This window comes from Streptomyces sp. NPDC014991 (genome assembly GCF_043080665.1).
Classification (GTDB): Bacteria; Actinomycetota; Actinomycetes; order Streptomycetales; family Streptomycetaceae; genus Streptomyces.
Genome location: NZ_JBIBVY010000009.1, coordinates 101,385 through 120,614 on the forward strand (window position 1 = coordinate 101,385; position 19,230 = coordinate 120,614).

19 protein-coding genes, 2 tRNA genes and 1 pseudogene are annotated in these 19,230 nt (G+C 74.4%); 9 read left to right on the forward strand and 13 right to left on the reverse strand.

The features are described from left to right. Nucleotides 1-10 precede the first annotated feature (10 nt). The 3 genes and pseudogenes from ACF1BE_RS16510 to ACF1BE_RS16520 all read left to right on the forward strand — a co-directional run. A pseudogene (locus tag ACF1BE_RS16510) lies at nt 11-519 on the forward strand (amino acid ABC transporter ATP-binding protein); the annotation flags it as partial. A gap of 216 nt (nt 520-735) precedes the next feature. Next, nucleotides 736-1,488, forward strand: a complete 753-nt coding sequence (locus tag ACF1BE_RS16515) for an IclR family transcriptional regulator (RefSeq protein WP_392199729.1) — start codon at nt 736-738, stop codon at nt 1,486-1,488. Between the two features lie 98 nt (nt 1,489-1,586). Further along, nucleotides 1,587-1,660, forward strand: a tRNA-Lys gene (locus ACF1BE_RS16520). Between the two features lie 62 nt (nt 1,661-1,722). On the opposite strand, the gene ACF1BE_RS16525 is transcribed toward ACF1BE_RS16520, so the two are convergent. From ACF1BE_RS16525 to ACF1BE_RS16540, 4 genes are all read right to left on the reverse strand, one after another. Continuing rightward, nucleotides 1,723-2,187: a DUF3592 domain-containing protein gene (locus tag ACF1BE_RS16525; RefSeq protein ID WP_392199730.1), complete on the reverse strand. Its 465-nt coding sequence runs from the start codon at nt 2,185-2,187 to the stop codon at nt 1,723-1,725. 122 nt (nt 2,188-2,309) lie between these two features. Next, nucleotides 2,310-2,915 (reverse strand): lytic polysaccharide monooxygenase, encoded by a 606-nt coding sequence (locus ACF1BE_RS16530; protein WP_392199731.1) that lies wholly within the window; start codon nt 2,913-2,915, stop codon nt 2,310-2,312. A 275-nt stretch (nt 2,916-3,190) separates the two neighbouring features. After that, a complete protein-coding gene (locus ACF1BE_RS16535; protein ID WP_392199732.1) occupies nt 3,191-4,327 on the reverse strand; it encodes an SPFH domain-containing protein in 1,137 nt (378 codons plus the stop codon). 150 nt (nt 4,328-4,477) lie between these two features. Further along, nucleotides 4,478-5,773, reverse strand: coding sequence for a peptidoglycan-binding protein (locus ACF1BE_RS16540; RefSeq protein ID WP_392199733.1), 1,296 nt, complete (start codon nt 5,771-5,773; stop codon nt 4,478-4,480). 185 nt (nt 5,774-5,958) lie between these two features. Between ACF1BE_RS16540 and ACF1BE_RS16545 the strand changes: the two genes are divergently transcribed. Both ACF1BE_RS16545 and ACF1BE_RS16550 read left to right on the forward strand, forming a co-directional pair. Further along, nucleotides 5,959-6,032, forward strand: a tRNA-Lys gene (locus ACF1BE_RS16545). 72 nt (nt 6,033-6,104) lie between these two features. Then, a complete protein-coding gene (locus tag ACF1BE_RS16550; RefSeq protein WP_392199734.1) occupies nt 6,105-6,794 on the forward strand; it encodes a FadR/GntR family transcriptional regulator in 690 nt (229 codons plus the stop codon). Nucleotides 6,795-6,802: 8 nt separating this feature from the next. Here ACF1BE_RS16550 and ACF1BE_RS16555 read toward each other — a convergent pair whose 3' ends face one another. The 5 genes from ACF1BE_RS16555 to ACF1BE_RS16575 form a co-directional block, all read right to left on the reverse strand. Next, entirely contained in the window at nt 6,803-7,468 is a 666-nt protein-coding gene (locus ACF1BE_RS16555; RefSeq protein WP_392199735.1) for a class F sortase, read from the reverse strand. Nucleotides 7,469-7,476: 8 nt separating this feature from the next. Continuing rightward, nucleotides 7,477-8,031 (reverse strand): hypothetical protein, encoded by a 555-nt coding sequence (locus ACF1BE_RS16560; protein ID WP_392199736.1) that lies wholly within the window; start codon nt 8,029-8,031, stop codon nt 7,477-7,479. Nucleotides 8,032-8,168: 137 nt separating this feature from the next. Further along, nucleotides 8,169-8,948: an HAD-IIA family hydrolase gene (locus ACF1BE_RS16565; protein WP_392199737.1), complete on the reverse strand. Its 780-nt coding sequence runs from the start codon at nt 8,946-8,948 to the stop codon at nt 8,169-8,171. 393 nt (nt 8,949-9,341) lie between these two features. Continuing rightward, nucleotides 9,342-10,310: a hypothetical protein gene (locus ACF1BE_RS16570; protein ID WP_392199738.1), complete on the reverse strand. Its 969-nt coding sequence runs from the start codon at nt 10,308-10,310 to the stop codon at nt 9,342-9,344. Between the two features lie 606 nt (nt 10,311-10,916). After that, nucleotides 10,917-12,080: an ROK family protein gene (locus ACF1BE_RS16575; protein ID WP_392199739.1), complete on the reverse strand. Its 1,164-nt coding sequence runs from the start codon at nt 12,078-12,080 to the stop codon at nt 10,917-10,919. 48 nt (nt 12,081-12,128) lie between these two features. On the opposite strand from ACF1BE_RS16575, the gene ACF1BE_RS16580 reads away from it, so the two are divergent. Further along, nucleotides 12,129-13,202 (forward strand): Gfo/Idh/MocA family oxidoreductase, encoded by a 1,074-nt coding sequence (locus tag ACF1BE_RS16580; RefSeq protein WP_392199740.1) that lies wholly within the window; start codon nt 12,129-12,131, stop codon nt 13,200-13,202. Continuing rightward, nucleotides 13,202-13,690, forward strand: a complete 489-nt coding sequence (locus ACF1BE_RS16585; protein WP_392199741.1) for a heme-degrading domain-containing protein — start codon at nt 13,202-13,204, stop codon at nt 13,688-13,690. Before ACF1BE_RS16580 ends, ACF1BE_RS16585 begins: the two co-directional genes overlap by 1 nt. A gap of 10 nt (nt 13,691-13,700) precedes the next feature. Here ACF1BE_RS16585 and ACF1BE_RS16590 read toward each other — a convergent pair whose 3' ends face one another. The 4 genes from ACF1BE_RS16590 to ACF1BE_RS16605 all read right to left on the reverse strand — a co-directional run bounded on the left by ACF1BE_RS16590 (nt 13,701) and on the right by ACF1BE_RS16605 (nt 16,449). Further along, nucleotides 13,701-14,558: a fumarylacetoacetate hydrolase family protein gene (locus tag ACF1BE_RS16590; RefSeq protein ID WP_392199742.1), complete on the reverse strand. Its 858-nt coding sequence runs from the start codon at nt 14,556-14,558 to the stop codon at nt 13,701-13,703. A 174-nt stretch (nt 14,559-14,732) separates the two neighbouring features. Beyond that, nucleotides 14,733-15,443, reverse strand: a complete 711-nt coding sequence (gene yidC, locus ACF1BE_RS16595; RefSeq protein WP_392199743.1) for a membrane protein insertase YidC — start codon at nt 15,441-15,443, stop codon at nt 14,733-14,735. A 97-nt stretch (nt 15,444-15,540) separates the two neighbouring features. Then, nucleotides 15,541-15,864 carry a DUF6412 domain-containing protein gene (locus ACF1BE_RS16600; protein WP_392199744.1) on the reverse strand — a complete coding sequence of 108 codons (324 nt, stop codon included), beginning with the start codon at nt 15,862-15,864 and terminating at the stop codon, nt 15,541-15,543. A gap of 36 nt (nt 15,865-15,900) precedes the next feature. Further along, nucleotides 15,901-16,449, reverse strand: a complete 549-nt coding sequence (locus tag ACF1BE_RS16605; protein WP_392199871.1) for a winged helix-turn-helix transcriptional regulator — start codon at nt 16,447-16,449, stop codon at nt 15,901-15,903. Nucleotides 16,450-16,592: 143 nt separating this feature from the next. Between ACF1BE_RS16605 and ACF1BE_RS16610 the strand changes: the two genes are divergently transcribed. Further along, entirely contained in the window at nt 16,593-17,990 is a 1,398-nt protein-coding gene (locus ACF1BE_RS16610) for an MFS transporter (protein WP_392199745.1), read from the forward strand. Nucleotides 17,991-18,190: 200 nt separating this feature from the next. After that, the gene (locus ACF1BE_RS16615; protein ID WP_392199746.1) at nt 18,191-19,201 is read left to right on the forward strand and encodes a hypothetical protein; all 1,011 of its coding nucleotides are present in this window, start codon (nt 18,191-18,193) and stop codon (nt 19,199-19,201) included. The last annotated feature ends 29 nt before the right edge of the window (nt 19,202-19,230 follow it).

Sequence of the window (19,230 nt, forward strand, 5' to 3'; positions counted from 1 at the left end):
GAGCCCCTGACGGGAGGTCCGCAGGAAGATCGGGACGGTGTTCCAGCAGTTCAACCTGTTCCCGAACATGTCGGTGCCGCGCAACGTCACCGAGGCGCCGGTCCGCGTGCTCGGCATGCCGAAGGACGAGGCCGAGGCGCGGGCCCGGGAGCTGCTGGACCTGGTGGGCCTCGCCGACAGGCGCGACGCCAGGCCCACCCGGCTCTCCGGCGGCCAGCAGCAGCGGGTGGCGATCGCCCGGGCGCTGGCGATGCGGCCCCGGGTGCTGCTGCTGGACGAGGTCACCTCCGCGCTCGACCCGGAGCTGGTCGCGGGGTGCTCGACCTGTTCAGGGACATCGCGCGCAGCACGGACATCACCATGCTGTGCGTGACCCACGAGATGGGTTTCGCCCGGGACATCTCCGACCAGGTGCTGATGTTCGACTCGGGCCGGGTCATCGAGACGGGGCCGCCGGAGAAGATCTTCAGCGACCCGGAGCAGGCCCGCACCCGGGAATTCCTCGGCGCGGTCCTCTGAACACGGGGTGCGGAGCGGAAGAGCCGAGGTCCGGCCGCCGGAGGACGGACTTGGCCCCGGGCCCGGCCTCTCCGGCCCAGCTGGGGGGGCGGACGCCCGCGGGCGGGGCGGTCGAACGCGCGGACGCGATCTCGCCAAGCCTCTCTTCCCGGGGGGTGTCCGACGGCTATCGTGGTGAGGATCCGCCGACCCGGATCGCGGCCGAGGGGGAGCGCCATGAAGACCGAGCCGACCACCCCGTACCACTCCGTCCAGGACGCGCTGCGGGTCCTGGAGACCGTGGCCCGGCACCCCGTCGGCGTCACCGACACCGAGCTGGCCCGCCGCACCGCCCTCGGCCCCGGGCGGCTCACCGCGCTGCTGCGCATGCTGCGCCGCGAGGGCTACGTCGAGCAGATCACCGGCGGGGCGTACGTCACCGGCGACACCCTGCGTCGGCTCACCTCGGCGCACGGCCGGGAGCGGGCCCTGCGCGACAGGCTCCAGCACACCCTGGACCGGCTGCGGGACGCGGTCGGCGCGGCCGTCTACCTCAGCCGGTACGTCGACGGCGAGGTCCGGATCACCCAGTACGCCGCCGGGCCCGCCACCCCGGCGGTCAACGAGTGGGTGGACTTCCGCTGCTCGGCGCACGCCACCGCCGTCGGCAAGAGCCTGCTGACCCAGCTGGACCACAACGGCCGCCGCGACCACCTCTCCCGGCACCGGATGGCCCGTCTCACCTCGCACACCATCACCAGCGACAAGCTGCTGCTGTCCCGTCTGGAGTCCCAGCCGCCGACGGTGCCGGTGCTCGACCTCCAGGAGTACGCGGTCGGCACGGTCTGCGCGGCCGTCCCGATCACGGCGGGTTCCTCGGTGGGCTGTCTGGCGCTGTCGCTGCCGGTGCGGGACGCGCACCGGCTGAGGCAGGCGGCGCGGGCCCTGAACCGCGGCGCGGCCCCGGTCCTGCTCTCGATGGCGCTCTGAGCGCGTTCCCGGGCGGCTCGGGGTGGTCACCGGCACCCGGCCGGACCGGGTATTATTTTCTTCGTCGCCGGCCGCGCGGAGCGGACGGCGGGAGTCATGCGCCGCTAGCTCAGTTGGTTAGAGCAGCTGACTCTTAATCAGCGGGTCCGGGGTTCGAGTCCCTGGCGGCGCACACGGATGAGGGGCCCCTCGCGCGAGCGAGGGGCCCCTCGCCGTTTCCGGCGGGCCCGGGGGTTACGGCATGAGGCCCTCCGACTCGGCGAAGATCGTGTGGGTGAGGACCAGGAAGCCGACGCAGATGGTGGCGGCCACGCCGAGGAAGGCCAGCAGACAGCCGGTGCCGGCGGCGAGCCTGCCGGGCGCGGGCGGCAGTGCGGTGGCCCGCTCGGGGGACTCGGGCAGATAGCGGACGGTCGTGAAGTCGCCCTCCAGGACCGTAGCGGGGCCGTCCTTCTCCTCGAAGCGGACCGTGCGTCCCTCGCTGGTGGTGAACTCGTAGACATGGTGCAGGGTCGTGTGCACGGACGTGTCCCCGCTCCCGCCGCCTGTCGTCGTGTACATCCGCAGGCAGCGCGCCTCGGCCGTCAGACCGTTCGCCCACGTCCTGCTGATGCGCCGGGCGCGGGCCACCAGGCGGTACGCGGCGAGCGCGAAGACGACGAGCATCATGCTCGGCACGGCGTAGAAGAACAGTTGCATGAGCATCCCCCGAGGTCGGTACGCCGTTTCGGTCGGTCGGCGTGGCCGGAACCTATCCGACCGGCCGGTCCGCCGACCTCAGGGGAAGCTCAGTTTCCGGATCGTGCCCGTACGTGGATCAGTCAGAAGGTGACGTCCGAGCAGGCGTAGAAGGCGTTGCCGGTGTCGGCGACCGTCCACACCGCGAGGATGACGTGGTGACCGCTCAGCCCCGTCGGCAGGGTGCCGCTGTGGCTGAGGGTGGCCGGCGGGCGCTGGCCGTTGTACGGCACCGTCAGGAAAGGCGTGAGGTTGAGGTCCGAGCGGGTGAGGGCGTGGTTCTGGTTCCAGCCCGGCTTGGTGACGTAGTACTTGAAGTCGGTCGTGGCGTGCATGGCCGTGAACTGCCACCGGAAGGTGTAGGACTGACCGCCCGTCACCCTGGTGGTCGGCCAGGCCGCGCCGGACGGCGTGGTGGGCGCGCTGAGCTGGGAGAACTCGCCGTGGCCCGCGTTGCAGAGCTGGCCGTCGGCGGGTCCGGCGGCCGGGAAGCCCTTGGGGCCCTCGACGCTCTGCGGCTCCCACTGGATCTGGCCGCAGTTCGCCACGGTGCCGTTCTGGCAGAGCTTCTGCCTGCTGATGGGCAGGTCGGTGTAGCCGTGCCCGCTGGCGCCGCCGGTGGAGAGCGCGAAGGCTCCGGCGGTCACCGCGCCCAGCACGACTGCGGACAACTTGGTCTTGGTGCGCATGCTGCCGCTCCTGGAGAACGTGGGGAGTTCGATGAGCTGGTGCAGGGTAGGTCTAGACCAAGTCTCAGATTATTGCCGACAGTTGAACATGTCCATACCAATCGACGATTGCTCCAGGGTCTTTCGTTCGGATCGGGCCGGATCAGGGAGCGGGTCCTGGTGCCGTGCATCGCACGGCGGAGGAGGGCGCCATGGCGGAGCCATGGCAACCGACGACAACGCGGCGAGGCGCGGTGCCAGGACCCGCGAGCCCGGCATGATCCGAACGAGAGGGCCTAGACCGGTTCCCCGCGTCCCGAGCAGAACGCCACCGTCAGATCACGGACCAGTACCTTGCGTTCGTAGTCGTCGAGTTCGACCAGCCCGCGCACCGTCAGCCGGGTGATCGTGTCCTCCACCGAGTCCACCACCGAGTTGAGCATGCCGGCCCGCTGCCGGGCGTCCAGCGCGGCGATCCGGCGCCGGCGCATCGCGGGGGCGACCTCGGGGGCGTACTCCACCCGGAGCGGCTGCACCGAGAACACCTCCACGCCCACCGGCGCCGTATCCGCCGCCACCAGCCGGGTCAGCGCGTCCCCGGCCGCCGACGCCCCGCCCCTCGTCCCTCCCGCCGGCTCCACCGGCACCCGGGCCAGCGCCGCCTCCACGCACTCACGCAGATAGCCCTCGTGGTCCTCGACGCCGAGCAGGGCCCGCGCGGTGTCCCGCACCCGCCACACCACCAGCACGACCACCCGCAGGGCCATCCCGTCAGGATCCGCCGCCGTCATCGCCTCGCTGCGCCAGTGCCGCAGCCGCACGTCCATCCGACGGCGCCGCAACAGCGGGTTCACCCAGAGCAGCCCGGTGCGCCGGACCGTGCCCCGGTAACGGCCGAACAGGCCGAGCACCCAGGCCCGCCCGGTCCGGCACCGGGTCAGCCCGGCCAGGCCGAACCCGCCGAGCGCCCCGGCCCCGGCGTACGCCGCCCACTGCGCCGGACCGAGGCCCGCCCCCGCGTACGCCGGAAGGCGCAGCGCCGCCGACACGTGCGGCGGCAGCAGGCCCGCCCACCAGGTGGCGGCCAGGCAGCCGGTGAGCCCGCACACCCCGGCGAGCACCCCGGCCGCACCGGGCAGCACCCGCGCCGGGCGCTCCACCAGCCCGGCCTCGACCTCCGGCCGGGGCCGCCCGCGCACCGGGGCGGGGCGGAGCTGGCGGGGCTGTTCGCCGGTGCCCTGCCGGCGGGCCACGACGGCCGGCCTCAGCGGCACCCGCACCGGGTCGGGATCGTCCCGGAAGAGCAGGTGGACGGGGATCTCGGTGGTCGCCTCGTTCTGGATGAGGCGGGCGGGCCGGGTGGCGGGGCCCAGGGGCCTGCCGTCCGGGTGCCCCTCGCTTTCGGGTGGTGTGTGCGATGTGGTGGTACTCATGCGAGCCTCCAGCCTCCGCGCCAGATGCGTCATGAACGGGGGAACGGGTCGTACGCGCGTGTCTTGTGCCGGGGATTCGGGGGGGTGTGCCTCGGGGTGTCGAGGGAGCTCGTGCCGGTGTGTGTGGGGGTGCCCCTGGGGGTGCGCGGGTCAGGCGAACAGGCGGCGCCAGGTGTCCGGGCCCGGGTAGCCGTCCACCGCGGCGCCCCGCCCGCCCAGGGCGCGCTGGAAGGCCGCCACGGCCCGCCGGTCCGCCTCGCCCCAGTACGGACCCGGACCGAGCGGGTAGAACCGGCCGAACCCCTTCCGCACCAGCTGCGCGCCCAGCCGGGTGACGTGGTCGTCGGCCGCACCCGGCCGGAAGCAGCTCCGGCCGGGGTAACCGGGCACCTGCCGCCGGCCCGGCCCGGCCGTCGCGGCCAGGACGTCCTCGCCCCCGCCGGTGACGAGCAGCTCCCAGGTGCCCGGGCCGGGCAGCCCGTCGGCGTCGGCGCCCGTCCAGCCCTGGGCCTGCTGGAACGCCCGGGTGGCCTGCCGGTCCGCGTCGCCCCAGACCGGCCCCGGGCCCTTGGCGTAGTAGGCGCCGGCCCCCCGGGCGGTCAGCATCCGGCCGAGCAGGGTCACGTACACGTTGTCGGCGCCCGGCCCGAAGGAGGCCGCGCCCGGATAGACCACCGGTGCCGTCGCGCCGGCCGTGCCCGGTGCGGCGCCGGCCGTGCCCGGCGTGACGCCCTTGTAGCGGTACGGGACGTATTTGTCGGTGTGGCTCCAGTAGGGGTAGGGCGTGGCCTGGCGGCGGGTGCCCGGGGGTGTCTGCTCGTAGACCGTGTAAGAGGTGTGCGTGTGGTCCGTCCAGCCGCCGAAGATCACGACGTGGGAGCCGCGCTCGGGGTCGTCCGGGTTGTGGTACAGCAGGATGTCGCCGGGCCGGAGCTCCTCCCTGGTGATCCGCACGCCGTACTGGCCGAGGCTTCCCGTCCACTCGTTCCCCGGCAGGCCCCAGGCCATGGAGACGTAGCCCGAGCAGTCCTGCCGGTAACCGTCGGGCCAGTAGGCGTCCATGCTGTACGGCACCCGCGCGGCCACCCAGGTCCTGGCCCGGTTGATGATCTGGGTCCGGGTGGTGGCCGGGACGGGAGCGGCGGTGGCCTCCGAGGGGGGTTTCGCCGCCGGTCCGTGCAGCGGGGCCCTGGTGCCCTGCGGGGTGCCGGGCTCGCCGTCGCCGGGCAGGGCCTGCCGGTGCGGGGAGTGGCCGGGGGTGAAGGCGGCGGCCGGGGGGACCGCGCCGAGGGCGGCGGACGCGGCGGCCACGACCACGACCCCACGGGCCGCCGGGTGACCGCCGGGGCGGGCGGGCGGGCGGGAGTCCGTCCGCCGCCGGAGGCCGCAGCCGGGGCAGTCGCAGTCGCTCACCGGGTCCACGTCCTCGAACACCGGAGCGGTCATGCGATCCGCCTCACATTCAGGGGTGATATGTCCGCACGTGTGCACGTTGATCAGTTTCCCAACTGTCGGCGGGACGCGCATGTTGACGGTCCGAACGATGTACGCCGTGCCGCGGCCGGCTGCCACGCCTCCACGGGGTGGTCGGAGCACGTCGGCAGGTCGGGTAGAGTTCTCTTCGTCAGCCGGCGCCGCTAGCTCAGTTGGTTAGAGCAGCTGACTCTTAATCAGCGGGTCCGGGGTTCGAGTCCCTGGCGGCGCACAGACCGGAAAGGCCCCTCGCGCGAGCGGGGGGCCTTCCGCATGCCCCACAATGGCCGGATACCCTCTCGCCATGGCAGCCCGGGACCTTCAGGAACGGATCAAGAAACTGATCGTGGACCAGCGGCTGCCCTCGGGCGCCCCGCTGCCCACCGAGCCCGAGCTGATGCGGCTCCTCGGGGTGAGCCGGAACTCGGTGCGGGAGGCCCTGAAGGCGCTCCAGGCCGTCGGCATCGTGGAGATCCGGCACGGGTTCGGGACGTACGTCGGCGCGATGTCGTTCGCGCCGATGATCGAGGGGCTGGCCTTCCGGACCGTCGCCGGCCACCGCCGCGGCGAGGACTCCCTGCTCCAGCTGCTCGAGCTGCGCGAGGCCGTCGAGACGGGACTGGTGTCGCGGCTGGCCGGGCGGCTGCCGGAGGCGGACCTGACGGCGCTGGACTCGCTCGTGGACCGTATGGAACGACAGGCCGCCGAGGGGGCGGGCCTGGCCGAGACCGACCGCGCCTTTCACGCCACGCTCTACCGGGGGCTGGACAACGTGCTGCTCGGCGAGGTGCTGGAGGCGTTCTGGGACGCCTTCCACCGGGTGCAGCGGGACCTCGTGGACCTGCCGCAGGACCCGCGGGTCACCTGCCGTCAGCACCGGGAGATCCTCGACGCGGTGCGCTCCGGCGACTCCCTGCGGGCCGAACGGGCCATACGGGACCACTTCGGCAACATCCGCACCCGCCTGTCCCTGGTGGCCGCGGCCAACCGGTAGGCCCGCCTTCAGCGGCCGGTGCCGGTGAGATACGCGGAGACCACCACGTTCGCCGTGTAGCTGCCGCCGGCCCGGTCGAAGGAGCCGCCGCAGGTGATCAGGCGGAGTTCGGCGCGGCCGGGTGTGCGGGGGCCGTACGCCTGCCGGGCGTCGAAGTCCGCACGGGGCAGGACCCGGATGTCGTCGATGGTGAACTCGGCGACCCTGCCGTCCGCGCGGACCACGCGGACCCTCCCGCCCGCCTCGAGGGTGCTGAGCCGGTAGAACACGGCGGGGCGGGTCCGGGTGTCGACGTGGCCGACCAGCACGGCCACGCCCCGGGCGCCGGGCGTGGCACCGGCGCCGTACCAGCCGACCACCCCCGGCTGGGCGTAGGGCGGCGGATCCACGGCGCCCCGGGCGTCCAGGCCACGGGCCACCACCGGCGCCTGGACGCCGATCCGGGGGATGTCGAGGCGCTGCGGCAGCGCGGCGCGCAGCGGGGTCGCCGGGGGCGGCAGCCGGGCCGGGTCGGCGGGACGGCCGAGGACGTCCCCCGTGGCGGGACCGTCCGCGCTGTGCGGTACGCCCGTCACCCCGCGCCCCCACAGCCACAGCCCCGACAGCAGCACCGCCCAGGCCAGGCCCGTGACGAGCCGCCCGGCGCGGGTGGTGCGCCCGTGATCGTCGCCCATGGCGGGTCTCAGCGCGTACCGCGGCTCCGGCGGGCCCGGAGCCCGACGGCGACCGCGGCGATGCCGGCGAGCGCCAGACCGGTGGCCGCCTGGGCGGTGCCGGGCCCGGAGCCGCTGGTGGCCACCGTGGCGAAGTGCGCGGTGCCGCCGCCGCCCGCGGAGACCGGGGCGACGGGGGAGGCGGCCGCGTCGGGCAGCCGGACGGGCTCCCCGCCCCGGCCGGCTGCCGCCCGTGTCACCGTGATCCTGCCGGTGATCGCGTAGGCGGCGCAGGTGATACGCACCTGGTAGGCGCCGGGCTCGATGGAGGTGCGGACCCGGGTCTCGCCGGTCAGGCTCCCCTGGGCACCGGTCAGCCGGGCGTCGGCCACGAACGCGGCCGAGGCGGCGGTGCCCTGCCGGCCCGTGCAGCCGCTGACCCGCAGGGTGACGTCGGCGCCCGGCACCGGGGAGGCGGGGGTCACGGAGACCGAGCCGCCGTCCGCCGACACGGCGTGGGCAGCCGGGGCGAGCGCGGCCACGGCCAGGAGTCCGGTGCAGAGAGTGAGGCGTAGTGAGCCCATCGTGAACCTCCAGTCACCAAGGAGGCTCCCCCGCGCCGGACGCCCACGCATCCCAGGAAGGCGCCCCGCTGCTCCGAACGGGTGAGGCCGGGTTTCGGCGGGACCGGGCGGGCCGGGCGGGGGCCGCGGACCGTGCCTCAGACCAGGTCGACGAGGTCCGCGATGGAGTCCACGACCTGGGAGGGGCGGAAGGGGTAGCGGTCCACGTCGTCCGGCCGGGTCACGCCGCTGAGCACCAGGAACGTCCGCATCCCGGCCTCCAGGCCGGCGAGCACGTCGGTGTCCATACGGTCGCCGATCATCGCGGACGTCTCCGAGTGCGCGCCGATCGCGTTCAGGCCGGCCCGCATCATCAGGGGGTTCGGCTTGCCCACGAAGTACGGCTTCTTGCCCGTCGCGGCGGTGATCAGCGCGGCGACCGAGCCGGTGGCGGGCAGGTCCCCCTCGACGGAGGGGCCGACGTTGTCGGGGTTGGTGGCGATGAACCGGGCGCCGCTGTTGATGAGGCGGACGGCCTTCGTCAGGGCCTCGAAGGAGTAGGTCCGGGTCTCGCCGAGGATCACGAAGTCGGGGTCGTGGTCGGTGAGGATGTAGCCGATGTCGTGCAGGGCGGTGGTCAGGCCGGCCTCGCCGATGACGTAGGCGCTGCCGCCGGGCCGCTGGTCGTTCAGGAACTGGGCGGTCGCCAGCGCCGAGGTCCAGATGTTCTCCACCGGCACGTCCAGGCCCATGCGGCGCAGCCGGGCGTGCAGGTCACGGGCGGTGTAGATGGAATTGTTGGTGAGCACCAGGAAGGGCCGGCCGGACTCGCGCAGCCGCTTCAGGAAAGCCTCGGCACCGGGGATCGGCACCCCCTCGTGGATCAGGACCCCGTCCATGTCGGTGAGCCATGACTCGATGGGCTTGCGGTCTGCCATGTTGAGCGTCTCCAGGCGTACGTACGGACGAGAAGCGGGGGCGCCGGAACCACGGCGTACCGACGCCCCAGCCTAGTCAGCATGGCGTGATCCGTACCCTGCCGATCACCGGGTAATGGCTGCCGCCGGGCGAGGGGGTCTGCTGCCGCCGGCCGGCGAGGAGCGGGTGGTCCAAAGAGCCCGTACGTCATCCTCGGGGCCGGAAGTCCACCACCGGCAGCCGGCTGCCGTGCCTGTCGGCAGCGGGTCGGCGACGGCCGTCTCGTGGCCCCGGCATCGCGCGGGGGCGCCACCCGGGCGGTCTCGCGGGTGGGGCACCGTGGACACGGCGTGCCGCCGAGCGGTACGACGTTCTCCCGCGAGACCGTACGGCAGGCCCGGCCGGGCCGTTCTTCAGCGGCGACGGCCACGGACCAGCAGGAACGCGGCGGCGCCCACGCCGAGCAGCGCCGCGACGGCGACGAGGAGCCCCCTGGCCGGCTTCCGCCCGGTACGCGCCAGCTCGCGTGCCCGTTCTCCGGCCTCCTGGGCTCCCCCGGCCACCTGGGCCACATGGGCCGCCTCGGCCTCCTCTGCCTCCTCGTCCTGGGGCTCCTCGGCCTCCTCGGCCTCCTGGGCCTCCTGGGTCTCCTGGGTCTCCGGGGTCTCCTGCGCCTCCTGGGTCTCCTCCGCCTCCTCTGCCGCCTGCGTCTGCTGGGCGGAGGGCGGGGAGGAAGGCGGGGTGGCTGTGTCCGTGGGGCTGGCCGGCGCGCTGCCGGACGGCGTGGGCGTCGCCTCCCCGGTGTCCTCCTCGTCCCCGCCGATCGAGAAGCGGTAGGTGTTGGACTCCCCGACCCAGTCCCCGTCCTGGCCCCGGCGCTGTACGGCGGCGGCGTTGGCGGTGACCCGGCCGGCCTGCGCGTCGGAGGTGAGCGCGAGGCGGACCCGGACGCTGACGGTGCCTCCGGGCGGCACGGTGAACCCGTCGAACCCGGCGCCGTCCAGCACGCCGACCAATTCGTGCGCGTCCGTGCTCTCGAAGGTGACCGGCCGGACGCGGGAGCCCTCGTAGAAGTCGAGCTGGGGCTGCTCCGGCCGCAGGGCACGCCGGTCGTCGGCCAGGACGACGACCGGGTGGATACGGGCGCAGGCGCGACGGGTGGTGTTGGTCAGGTCGATGTACCAGGTGCCGTATCCGCCGCCCGCCTCGTAGGAGGCGGGGCCGCCGCGGATCCGGGTGGCCAGCGGGAAGGCCCGCGTGTCGGCGCCGGCGCAGGAGGGGGCCGAGTCGGCGAAGGCGGGTTCCGGCGACACGGGCACGACGACGGTGGCGGTGGCGGCGCCTGTGGCGAGGCAGAGGGACAGGGACGTGCGCAGTCGCATGAACACATGACCATGCCGGGTGAGGTGGCAGCAGCGGTGCCGCCACTCCGGGGCGGGGGCCGAGTCCGCTCGATCAGCGCAGCCAGGGTTGCGCCGACAGCGCGTGGGGCCGGCCGCCGTTTCCCGCGCCCCTCGGTTGGTTGGGGCCGCTGCGCCCTGGATGGGCGCCGGGGGTGACGCCGGCCGGGGCGCTGACCGTTTACGGCCGCGGGTACGCCGTGACCGGGCGCGCCGTTCCCCGCGCCCCTGAGGAGTTGGGGCCGAGGTACCTGGCATGGGCGCCGAGGGTGACGCCGACCGGGGCGTGCTGACCGTTTACGGCCGCGGGTACGCCGTGACCGGGCGCGCCGTTCCCCGCGCCCCTGGAGCAGTTCGGGCCGCTGCACCCTGCACGGGCGCCGAGGGGGACGCCGGCCGGGGCGTGCTGACCGTTTACGGCCGCGGGTACGCCGTTCCCCGCGCCCCTCGCCCCTCGCCCCTGGGGGACCGAGGTACCCCGCGGGCGCGTCGGAGGCGGGGTGGGCGCATGCCGTGTGCGTGACGGGGCGGCGGGCGGTGCGTGGTCGCCGTACGGGAATCCGCTCGGAGTGGGCCCGCGCTGTCCGGTCAGGTCTCGCCGCGGCCGAACAGCGGGGCCAGCAGCAACTGGGCCGCTCCCTCGGCCACCGCCCGTTCCCCGCGCGGAGCGACCCGCACCGGTACGCCCCCGGCGCGCGTCCCCTCCCGCCGGGCCCGTGCCCGCAGCACCTCGCCCACTCCCCGCACGTACACCTCGGGCGCGCCCGCGACCGTGCGGCCCCCGAGCAGCACCACGTCGATGTCCAGCAGTCCCACCAGGTTGCCGGCCGCCACCCCCAGCACGCGTGCCGCCTCGGCCACCTCCCCCCGCGCCGCAGCACCCAGGCACAGCACCTCGACGCACCCCCGGTTGCCGCACTCGCACAGCGGCCCGTCCAGCTGGATCACCTGGTGTCCGAACTCGCCGGCCCCGGTCCGCGCGCCCCGGTGCACGCTCCCGCCGATCACCAGCCCGGCGCCGAGTCCCGTGCCGAGGTGCAGATACGCGAAGGAGTCGCCCGCGGCACCCTCCTCGTTCCCGACCGCCAGTCCGAGCGCGGCGGCGTTGGTGTCCTTGTCCACCACCACCGGCACCTTCAGCCGCCCCGCGAGCGCGTCCCGCAGGGGAAAGCCGTCCCACTCGGGGAACCCGGTGACCCGGTGCAGTATCCCGCGCACATGGTCCAGCGGCCCGGGCAGCGCGACTCCCACCCCCAGCAACGACCCGACCCCGGCGAGCCCTCCCTCGCCGGCCGCCGCCGCGCCCAGCCTCTCCGCCACCAGCCCCTCGACCGTGCCGCACACCGCGTCCAGTACCGCCCGCGCGCCCGCCCCGAGGTCCAGTGCGGCGCGGCGTTCCCGCACCACCGCCCCGTCCAGGTCGGCCAGTACCACCCGCAGCTCGTCGCGGTCCAGGTGTACGCCCACCGCGTGCCCCGCCTCCGGTACCAGCCGCAGCACGGTCCGCGGCTTGCCGCCGGTCGACGCGCGCCGTCCGGCCTCCGCGGCGAGCCCCTCCTCCCGCAGCCGCGCGGTGATCTTGCTGACGGCCTGCGGGGTGAGCCCGGTGCGTTCGGCCAGCTCCAGGCGGCTGATGCCCTCCGCCCCGGCGTCCCGCAGCAGCCCCAGCACCAACGCACCGTTGTGACTGCGCACCGCGCCCAGATTCGCTCCCGCCGGTCCGCCGCTCCTCGTCCTGTTCACGCGACCCATTGTCCCCGCCGCTTGCACTTTGGCAACAGCGTTGCCAAAGTGGGGGTCATGACTACCGCCCCCCTCCGCGTCGGCCTGATCGGCTACGGTCTCGCCGGCTCCGTCTTCCACGCCCCGCTGATCGCCGCTACCGAGGGCCTCGCCCTGGACACGGTGGTCACCTCCCGGCCGGAGCGGCAGCAGCAGGCCCGCGCCGAGTTCCCGGACGTCCGGTTCGCCACCACCCCCGACGAACTGTTCGATCGCGCCGACGAGCTGGACCTCGTCGTCGTCGCCTCCCCGAACAAGACACACGTACCGCTGGCCACGGCCGCGCTCGAGGCGGGCCTGCCCGTGGTCGTGGACAAGCCGGTCGCCGGTACGGCGGCGGAGGCCCGCGGCCTCGCCGCCCTCGCCGACGAGCGCGGCCTGCTCCTGTCGGTCTTCCAGAACCGCCGCTGGGACAACGACTTCCTGACCCTGCGCGGGCTGCTGGCCGACGGCGAACTCGGCGACGCCTGGCGCTTCGAGTCCCGTTTCGAGCGCTGGCGCCCCCAGCCCAAGGGCGGCTGGCGCGAGTCCGGCGACCCGGCGGAGATCGGCGGCCTGCTCTACGATCTCGGCAGCCACGTCGTCGACCAGGCCCTGGTCCTCTTCGGCCCGGTCACCGAGGTCTACGCCGAGACGGACGTCCGCCGCCCCGGCGCCGAGACCGACGACGACACCTTCCTCGCGCTCACCCACGCGAGCGGTGTCCGCTCCCACCTCCACGTCTCCGCGACGACCGCCCAGCTCGGCCCCCGCTTCCGGGTGCTCGGCTCCCGCGCGGGATACGTCAAGTACGGCCTGGACCCGCAGGAGGCGGCCCTGCGTGAGGGCAGTCGTCCCGGAACCGTGCCCGACTGGGGCGCGGAGGACGAGGCCCTGTGGGGCCGCATCGGTTCCGGGGAGTCCCCGCTGACCGGCGGCGGCACCCCCGTGCCGACGCTCCCCGGCGACTACCCTGCCTACTACGCGGCCGTCGCCGCCGCCCTGACCGGTGCCGGCCCCAACCCGGTGACGGCCCTGGAGGCCGCCGCCGCGCTCGACGTACTGGAAGCGGCCCGCAGGTCCGCCCGCGACAAGGTGACGGTGACCCTCTGATGACCCACCCCCGGACCACCCCCGACGCCACCCCGAGCCTGGAGGAGCTGGAGGCGCAGGAACGCCGCCTGGTCTTCCGGCGGTTCACGTACGACGACGCCTGGGCGCTGGGCTCGCTCCTGGTGGAGCTGGCGCGGGAGCGCCGGGCGCCGGTCGCGATCGACATCCACCGCGCCGGCCAGCAGCTCTTCCACGCGGCGCTGCCGGGCTCCACGCCCGACAACGACGCCTGGATCGCTCGCAAGCGCCGGGTCGTGGAGCGCTACGGCGCCTCGTCCTACCAGGTCGGAACCCGCTTCCGCGCCAAGGGAACGACGTTCGAGGAGTCCTCCCGGCTGGACCCGGACACGTACGCGGCGCACGGCGGTTCCTTCCCGGTCCGCGTCGAGGACGTGGGTGTCATCGGCGCGGTGACGGTCTCGGGTCTGCCCCAACTCCAGGACCACAGGCTGGTGGTGGAGGCCCTGGAGAAGTTCCTGTCCGTCTGACCGTGGGGGCTCAGGCGTCCTTGAGTTCCTGCCGCTGCCGCCCGAGCCCCTCGATCTCCAGCTCCACCACGTCCCCGGCCCGCAGATACGGCTTGGGCTCGGGCCGGCCCATGGCCACCCCCGCCGGCGTCCCCGTGCTGACGACGTCTCCGGGGTACAGCGTCATGAACCGGCTGAGGTAGCGCACGACCTCGCCCACCGGGAAGATCTGCTCGGCCGTCGTACCGTCCTGCTCGACCTCCCCGTTCACCCACAGCCTCAGGGACAGCCGCTGCGGGTCCGGCACCTCGTCGGCCGTCACCAGCCACGGGCCCAGGGGGTTGAACGTCTCGCAGTTCTTGCCCTTGTCCCAGGTCCCGCCCCGCTCCATCTGGTACTCCCGCTCGGAGACGTCGTGCGCCACCGCGTACCCGGCGACGTGCGCGAGCCCCTCCTCCGCCGACTCCAGATAGCGGGCCGTGCGGCCGATGACGACCGCGAGTTCGACCTCCCAGTCGGTCTTCACCGAGCCGCGCGGCACCAGCACCGTGTCGTACGGCCCGACGACCGTGTCCGGCGCCTTGAGGAACACCACCGGCTCGGGCGGCGGTTCGACACCCGTCTCGCGGGCGTGGTCGTGGTAGTTGAGCCCGATGCAGACGACCTTCCCGATGCGGCCGACCGGGGGCCCGATCCGCAGTCCGGCCGCGTCGAGCACCGGCAGCTCACCGGCCTCGGCCGCCGCCCGCACCCGGCCGAGCGCGGTGTCGTCCGCGAGGAGCGCGCCGTCGATGTCGTCCACGAGGCCCGACAGGTCCCTGAGGATCCCCAGGCCGTCGAGCAGCGCGGGGCGTTCTGCCCCGGCCGTACCGACTCGCAGCAGCTTCATGGTCACAATCTCCCTCGATCGCGGGCGCCCGGCCGGCGGGTGCGGCCGCCGGAAGGGCTGGACGATCCTCCGATTCCGCCGTCCAGTGCGCAAGACCCTGTTCACGCACTGGACCGGAACCGGCCCGCACCGGACCGTGACCATGGCCCGCGCAGCAGGACGACAGGGGCCCGTTCAGCGGGACAGCAGGGCCTGTTCCGCGGCGCTCCAGGCCGTACTGGTGACGACGTACAGGGCGGCGGCGAGCGGGACGACGGCCACGGTGACGAGTGTGAAGAAGGACAGGAACGGCATCACGCGGGTGACCGCACCGAGGCCCGGCACCGCGTCACCCGCGCCCGCCGGTATGGGCTGCCGGGCCGTCGCCCGCCGGGCGCGCCGGTAGTTGACGGCGGCGACGGCCGCGACGAGGACGAACAGGCCGGCGTAGACAAGCCCGGCCGGGCCGAACACCCCGCCGTCGGCGACCGCGTCGGACCAGCGTCCGCCGAGCGGTGCCGCGAGGAGCCGGTGGGTGAGCAGGCCGTTGCTCTCCCCGCCGACCGTGGAGCTGGAGAAGAGGTGGTAGAGGACGAAGAAGGCGGGGAGCTGGAGCAGACCGGGCAGCAGGCCGGAGAGCGGCGAGACCCTCTCCTCGGCGTGCAGGTCCAGCACCGCCTGCTGCAGACGCCGCGGATCGCCGGCGTGCTTCGCGCGCAGCGCGGCCACTCTCGGCTGGAGCGCGGCGCGGGCACGCCGGCCACGGGCGGCGGCCCGGGACAGCGGGTGGACGAGGAGCCGTACGAGCGCGGTGAACAGGACGATCGCGGCGGCTGCCGCGGAGGCGTGGAAGAGCGGGGTCAGCAGGTGGGCGAGCTGCTCGACCAGGTGACTGACAACGGACATGGCTGAGCCCTCCGGGGGTCTCGTCGTGCCGGAAGTGAACGGAGATCGGCAGGACGACCCGCGCGGGGTCACGCGCTGACGTGCGGGAGAACGTGCCCTACGCGGCGGTCGCCGGAGCGGCGGGTCCCGGCGCTCTGGGCCGCCGCCGGCCGGGCGCGTCGGGGTCGCGCTGGGGCAGGAAGGCCGTACGGCGGGCCCGGTCGCGTATCGCCTCGCGGACGCGGGTGGGGAGTACGGCGGGGGCACCGCGGGCGGCGAGCAGGGCGCTCGCGGCGAGGCCGGCGGCGACGGTGGCGGTCGCGGCGAGGGCGACGGCGGTGGGCAGGCCGCCGGTGCCGAGCAACGCGGCCTGGAGCAGGAAGAGTTGCATGAGAGCCAAGGCGAGGAGGAGGGGACGCGCGACGGCGGCTCGGCTGCGCATCGGCTCTCCCCCCTGCAACGTCTCTGTCGGCCTTCGTCAGTGTGCCGGTTGTACCGGATCCGGCACCAGGGGCTCCAGCAGCCGCTTCGGCCGCAGCAGCGCCCTGCTCACCGGATCCGCCGGCGCCAAGTCGAGTCCGGGCCCCGGCACCATGACAACGTCCGGGACCGGCACGAGAGTTCCGCACCCCGCGCACATTCCGTACGGCCCGACGTCCCCGCCGCAGTCCGCGTGCCGGAACGAGCGCTGCCGGGTGTCGTCGACGTACTCCCGCCCCCACTGGCCGAGGGCGCGCAACGTGGGCCAGAGGGCGATGCCGCGCTCGGTGACGACGTACTCGTCCCGGGGCGGTGTCCGCTGGTAGCGGCGCCTTTCGAGGACCCCCTCCTCGGTGAGCGTCCTGAGCCGGGCCGAGAGGACCGCGCGCGGGATGCCGAGGTGGACGAGGAAGTCGTTGTAGCGCCGGACGCCGTAGATCGCGTCGCGGACGACGAGCAGCGTCCACCGCTCGCCCACGACCTCCAGCGCGCGGGCGACGGCGCACTCCTGCGTCGCGTAGTCCTTGCCCAGTGCCATGCCGTCCACTGTAACCATCCGGCAGAAGTAGGTTCAATGACTGAACCTACGGTGCTACGGTGGCCCGGACAGGGCGGTTCACCGACCGAACCGAAAGCCGCAGGCCTCGGTGGACAGGGCGGGGGCCCCGCACGGACAGGACAGGACGGGCCATGACCGGTCTCGACGCCACCACCACCCCCGCCGCCGCCGTACGCGACACCGGTGACCCCGACGCCCCCGCGCACCCCCGGGCCACCCTGGCCCTGACCAGTGCCGCCACCGCCGTCGCCCTGATGACGTACACCGCCCCGATGGTCACGCTCCCGGACACCGCGGCCGCCCTGCACACCCCGCTCTCCGCCCAGGCCTGGCTGCTGAACGGCACCCCGCTCGGACTCGCCGCGCTCCTGCTGGTGGCCGGCAGCCTCGCCGACGACTACGGCCGCCGCCGGGTCTTCCTCGCCGGCACCCTCGCCCTCGGCCTCACCACCGCCCTCGGCGCCCTCACCACGTCGACCTGGCTGTTCACCCTCGCCCGCGTCGCCCAGGGCGCGGCCAGCGCGGCTCTGCTGGCCAGCAGCCTGGGCCTGCTCGTGCACGCCTTCCCGAGCCCGCGCGGCCGGCTGCACGCCACCGGCGTCTGGGGCGCCTTCGTCAGCGGCGGCATCGCGGTCGGCCCGCTCATCGGGGGCGCCCTGCCGAACTGGCGGATGGTCTACGGCGCCCTGGGCGCCGCCGCCCTCCTCGTGGCCGCGCTCGCCGGCCGGGCGCTGACCGAGTCACGTGCCCCGCGCGGCGGCCGGCCGGACGTACTCGGCGCCCTGACCTTCGGGCTGGCCCTGGTGGCCCTGATCGCGGCCCTGACGCTGGGCCGCGACGGCTGGCTGCGCGCCCCGGTGGGCCTGCTCCTGGCCGCGTCCGTCCTGCTGGTCGCCGTGTTCGTCGCCGTGGAACGCCGGACCGGCACCCCGATGATCGACCTCGGCCTGCTGCGCCACCCCCGCTTCCTCGCCTCCTCCGCGGGCGCCCTGTTCACCGGCCTCGCGGTGATCGGCCTGTTCAGCTTCCTGCCGGCACTGCTCCAGCAGGCGCTGCACATGTCCCCGCTCGGCACCGCCTGGCTGTTCCTGCTCTGGGCCGGCCTGAGCTTCCTGGTCGCCCTCCAGGTCAGGCACCTGGCCGGCCGCGTCCCCCCGCGCGTCCAGCTCGCCCTGGGCTTCGCCCTGCACGCGATCGCCGCCGTGACGATGCTCGGCGCCGTCGGCTCCGGCTCCTGGACCCGTCTGCTGCCCGGCCTGATCGCCGGCGGCATCGGCAGCGGCCTGCTGAACGGGGCCCTGCCCCTGCTCGCCGTCGAGTCCGTGCCCCGCGAGCGGGCCGCGATGGGCTCCGGCGCCCAGCAGACCTTCCGCTACATCGGCTCCAGCGCCGGCGTGGCCCTGACCATCGCCCTCGCCACCTCCTCCGGCAGCCTGGCCCACGGCGCGAACCTCGCCCTGCTGGTGTCGGCGGGGCTGGCGACGGCGGGCGCGGCGAGCGTACTGGGACTGCGGGAACGGAAGGCGTAGCCGGGGGGTCCGATACCGGGGCGCGCCCCGCCGGTACCCGAGCCCGAGCCGGAGGAGGACGACGAACGGCGCACGCGGCGACCCGTCGTACACACCGAGGCCGCACCCTGACCGGAAAGCACCCCGCGGGCAGCCACTGTCCCGCTCCACGGCCCCACCGCATCTCACCTCCGCCACCGACCGGCAGTACGGTGTCCCCCATGCGCCCCGACACGCCTGCCGAGAACGTCGACCACACCGCCGAAGCGGCACGCCTGGAGCGGACCGCCGGCCTGTACCCCGAGGACGCCGAGGCCCTCCTCCTCCGGGCGGCGGCCCACCTGGAGCTGTCCGGCGACCGCCCCGCGGCGACCACCCTCTACGACCGCCTGCTGTCGTCCGCCGAAGACCTGGAAAACCCCGCCCTCGTCCGCGCACTGAAGGCGTCGAACCTGTGGGAGTACGGCCACGAGGCTGAGGCACGGGCGATCATCGAGGGCCTGCGCACGTCGGCCCCGCGCGACCCGGCGCCCTGGGTGATCATCGCGGAGGCACTGGAGGCCCACGACGAGCTGGAGGCGGCGGAGGAGACGTTCAGCGAGGCGGCGCGCCTCCTGCTGACGGACCCGGCCGAGCCCGCCCCCTCCACCCGTCCCCTCCTCTACGGCCGCCACCGCGTCCGCCGCATGCGGGGCCTCCCGCACGACGACTGGGACGCCCTCGCCGACACCCTCCACACGTCCCCGGTCAGCCTGGACGAACTCCACGACCCGAAACGCGTGTGGTCCCTGGGCTCGTCCAACCCGGCCGAGCTGACAGCGGAGATCTCCCGCCTCCGAGCGGAGCTGGGCGCCTACCGCGAGGCCCTCTCCCGTCCCTTCCCGGTGGCCGTCCTCCACTGGCCGGCCCCCGAACTGGCCGAGCTGCTGTCGGCCTATCCGACCCTGACCTCGGAGTACCCCTCCCACGAGGCCCATCTGTCGACCATAGAGACCTCCCTGCGCGAACTCGCCTCCTCCGGCACGGCCAACCTGGGCATCGTGACCGGCACGGTCCCCTCCTACGAGGCCTTCGCGGCATCGGAGGGCACCTCCCCGGGGGACACCACGCTCCTCCCCCAGTACGCGACGACCCTGGCAGCCCGCGGCCGAGCCATCGCCTGGCCGCCGCAGCGGGGGACGGAGTGCTGGTGCGGGGCGGGGTCGGGTTATGCGGAGTGCCACGGCGCATAGAACTTCGAGGCTCCGACGGGACGCCCCGC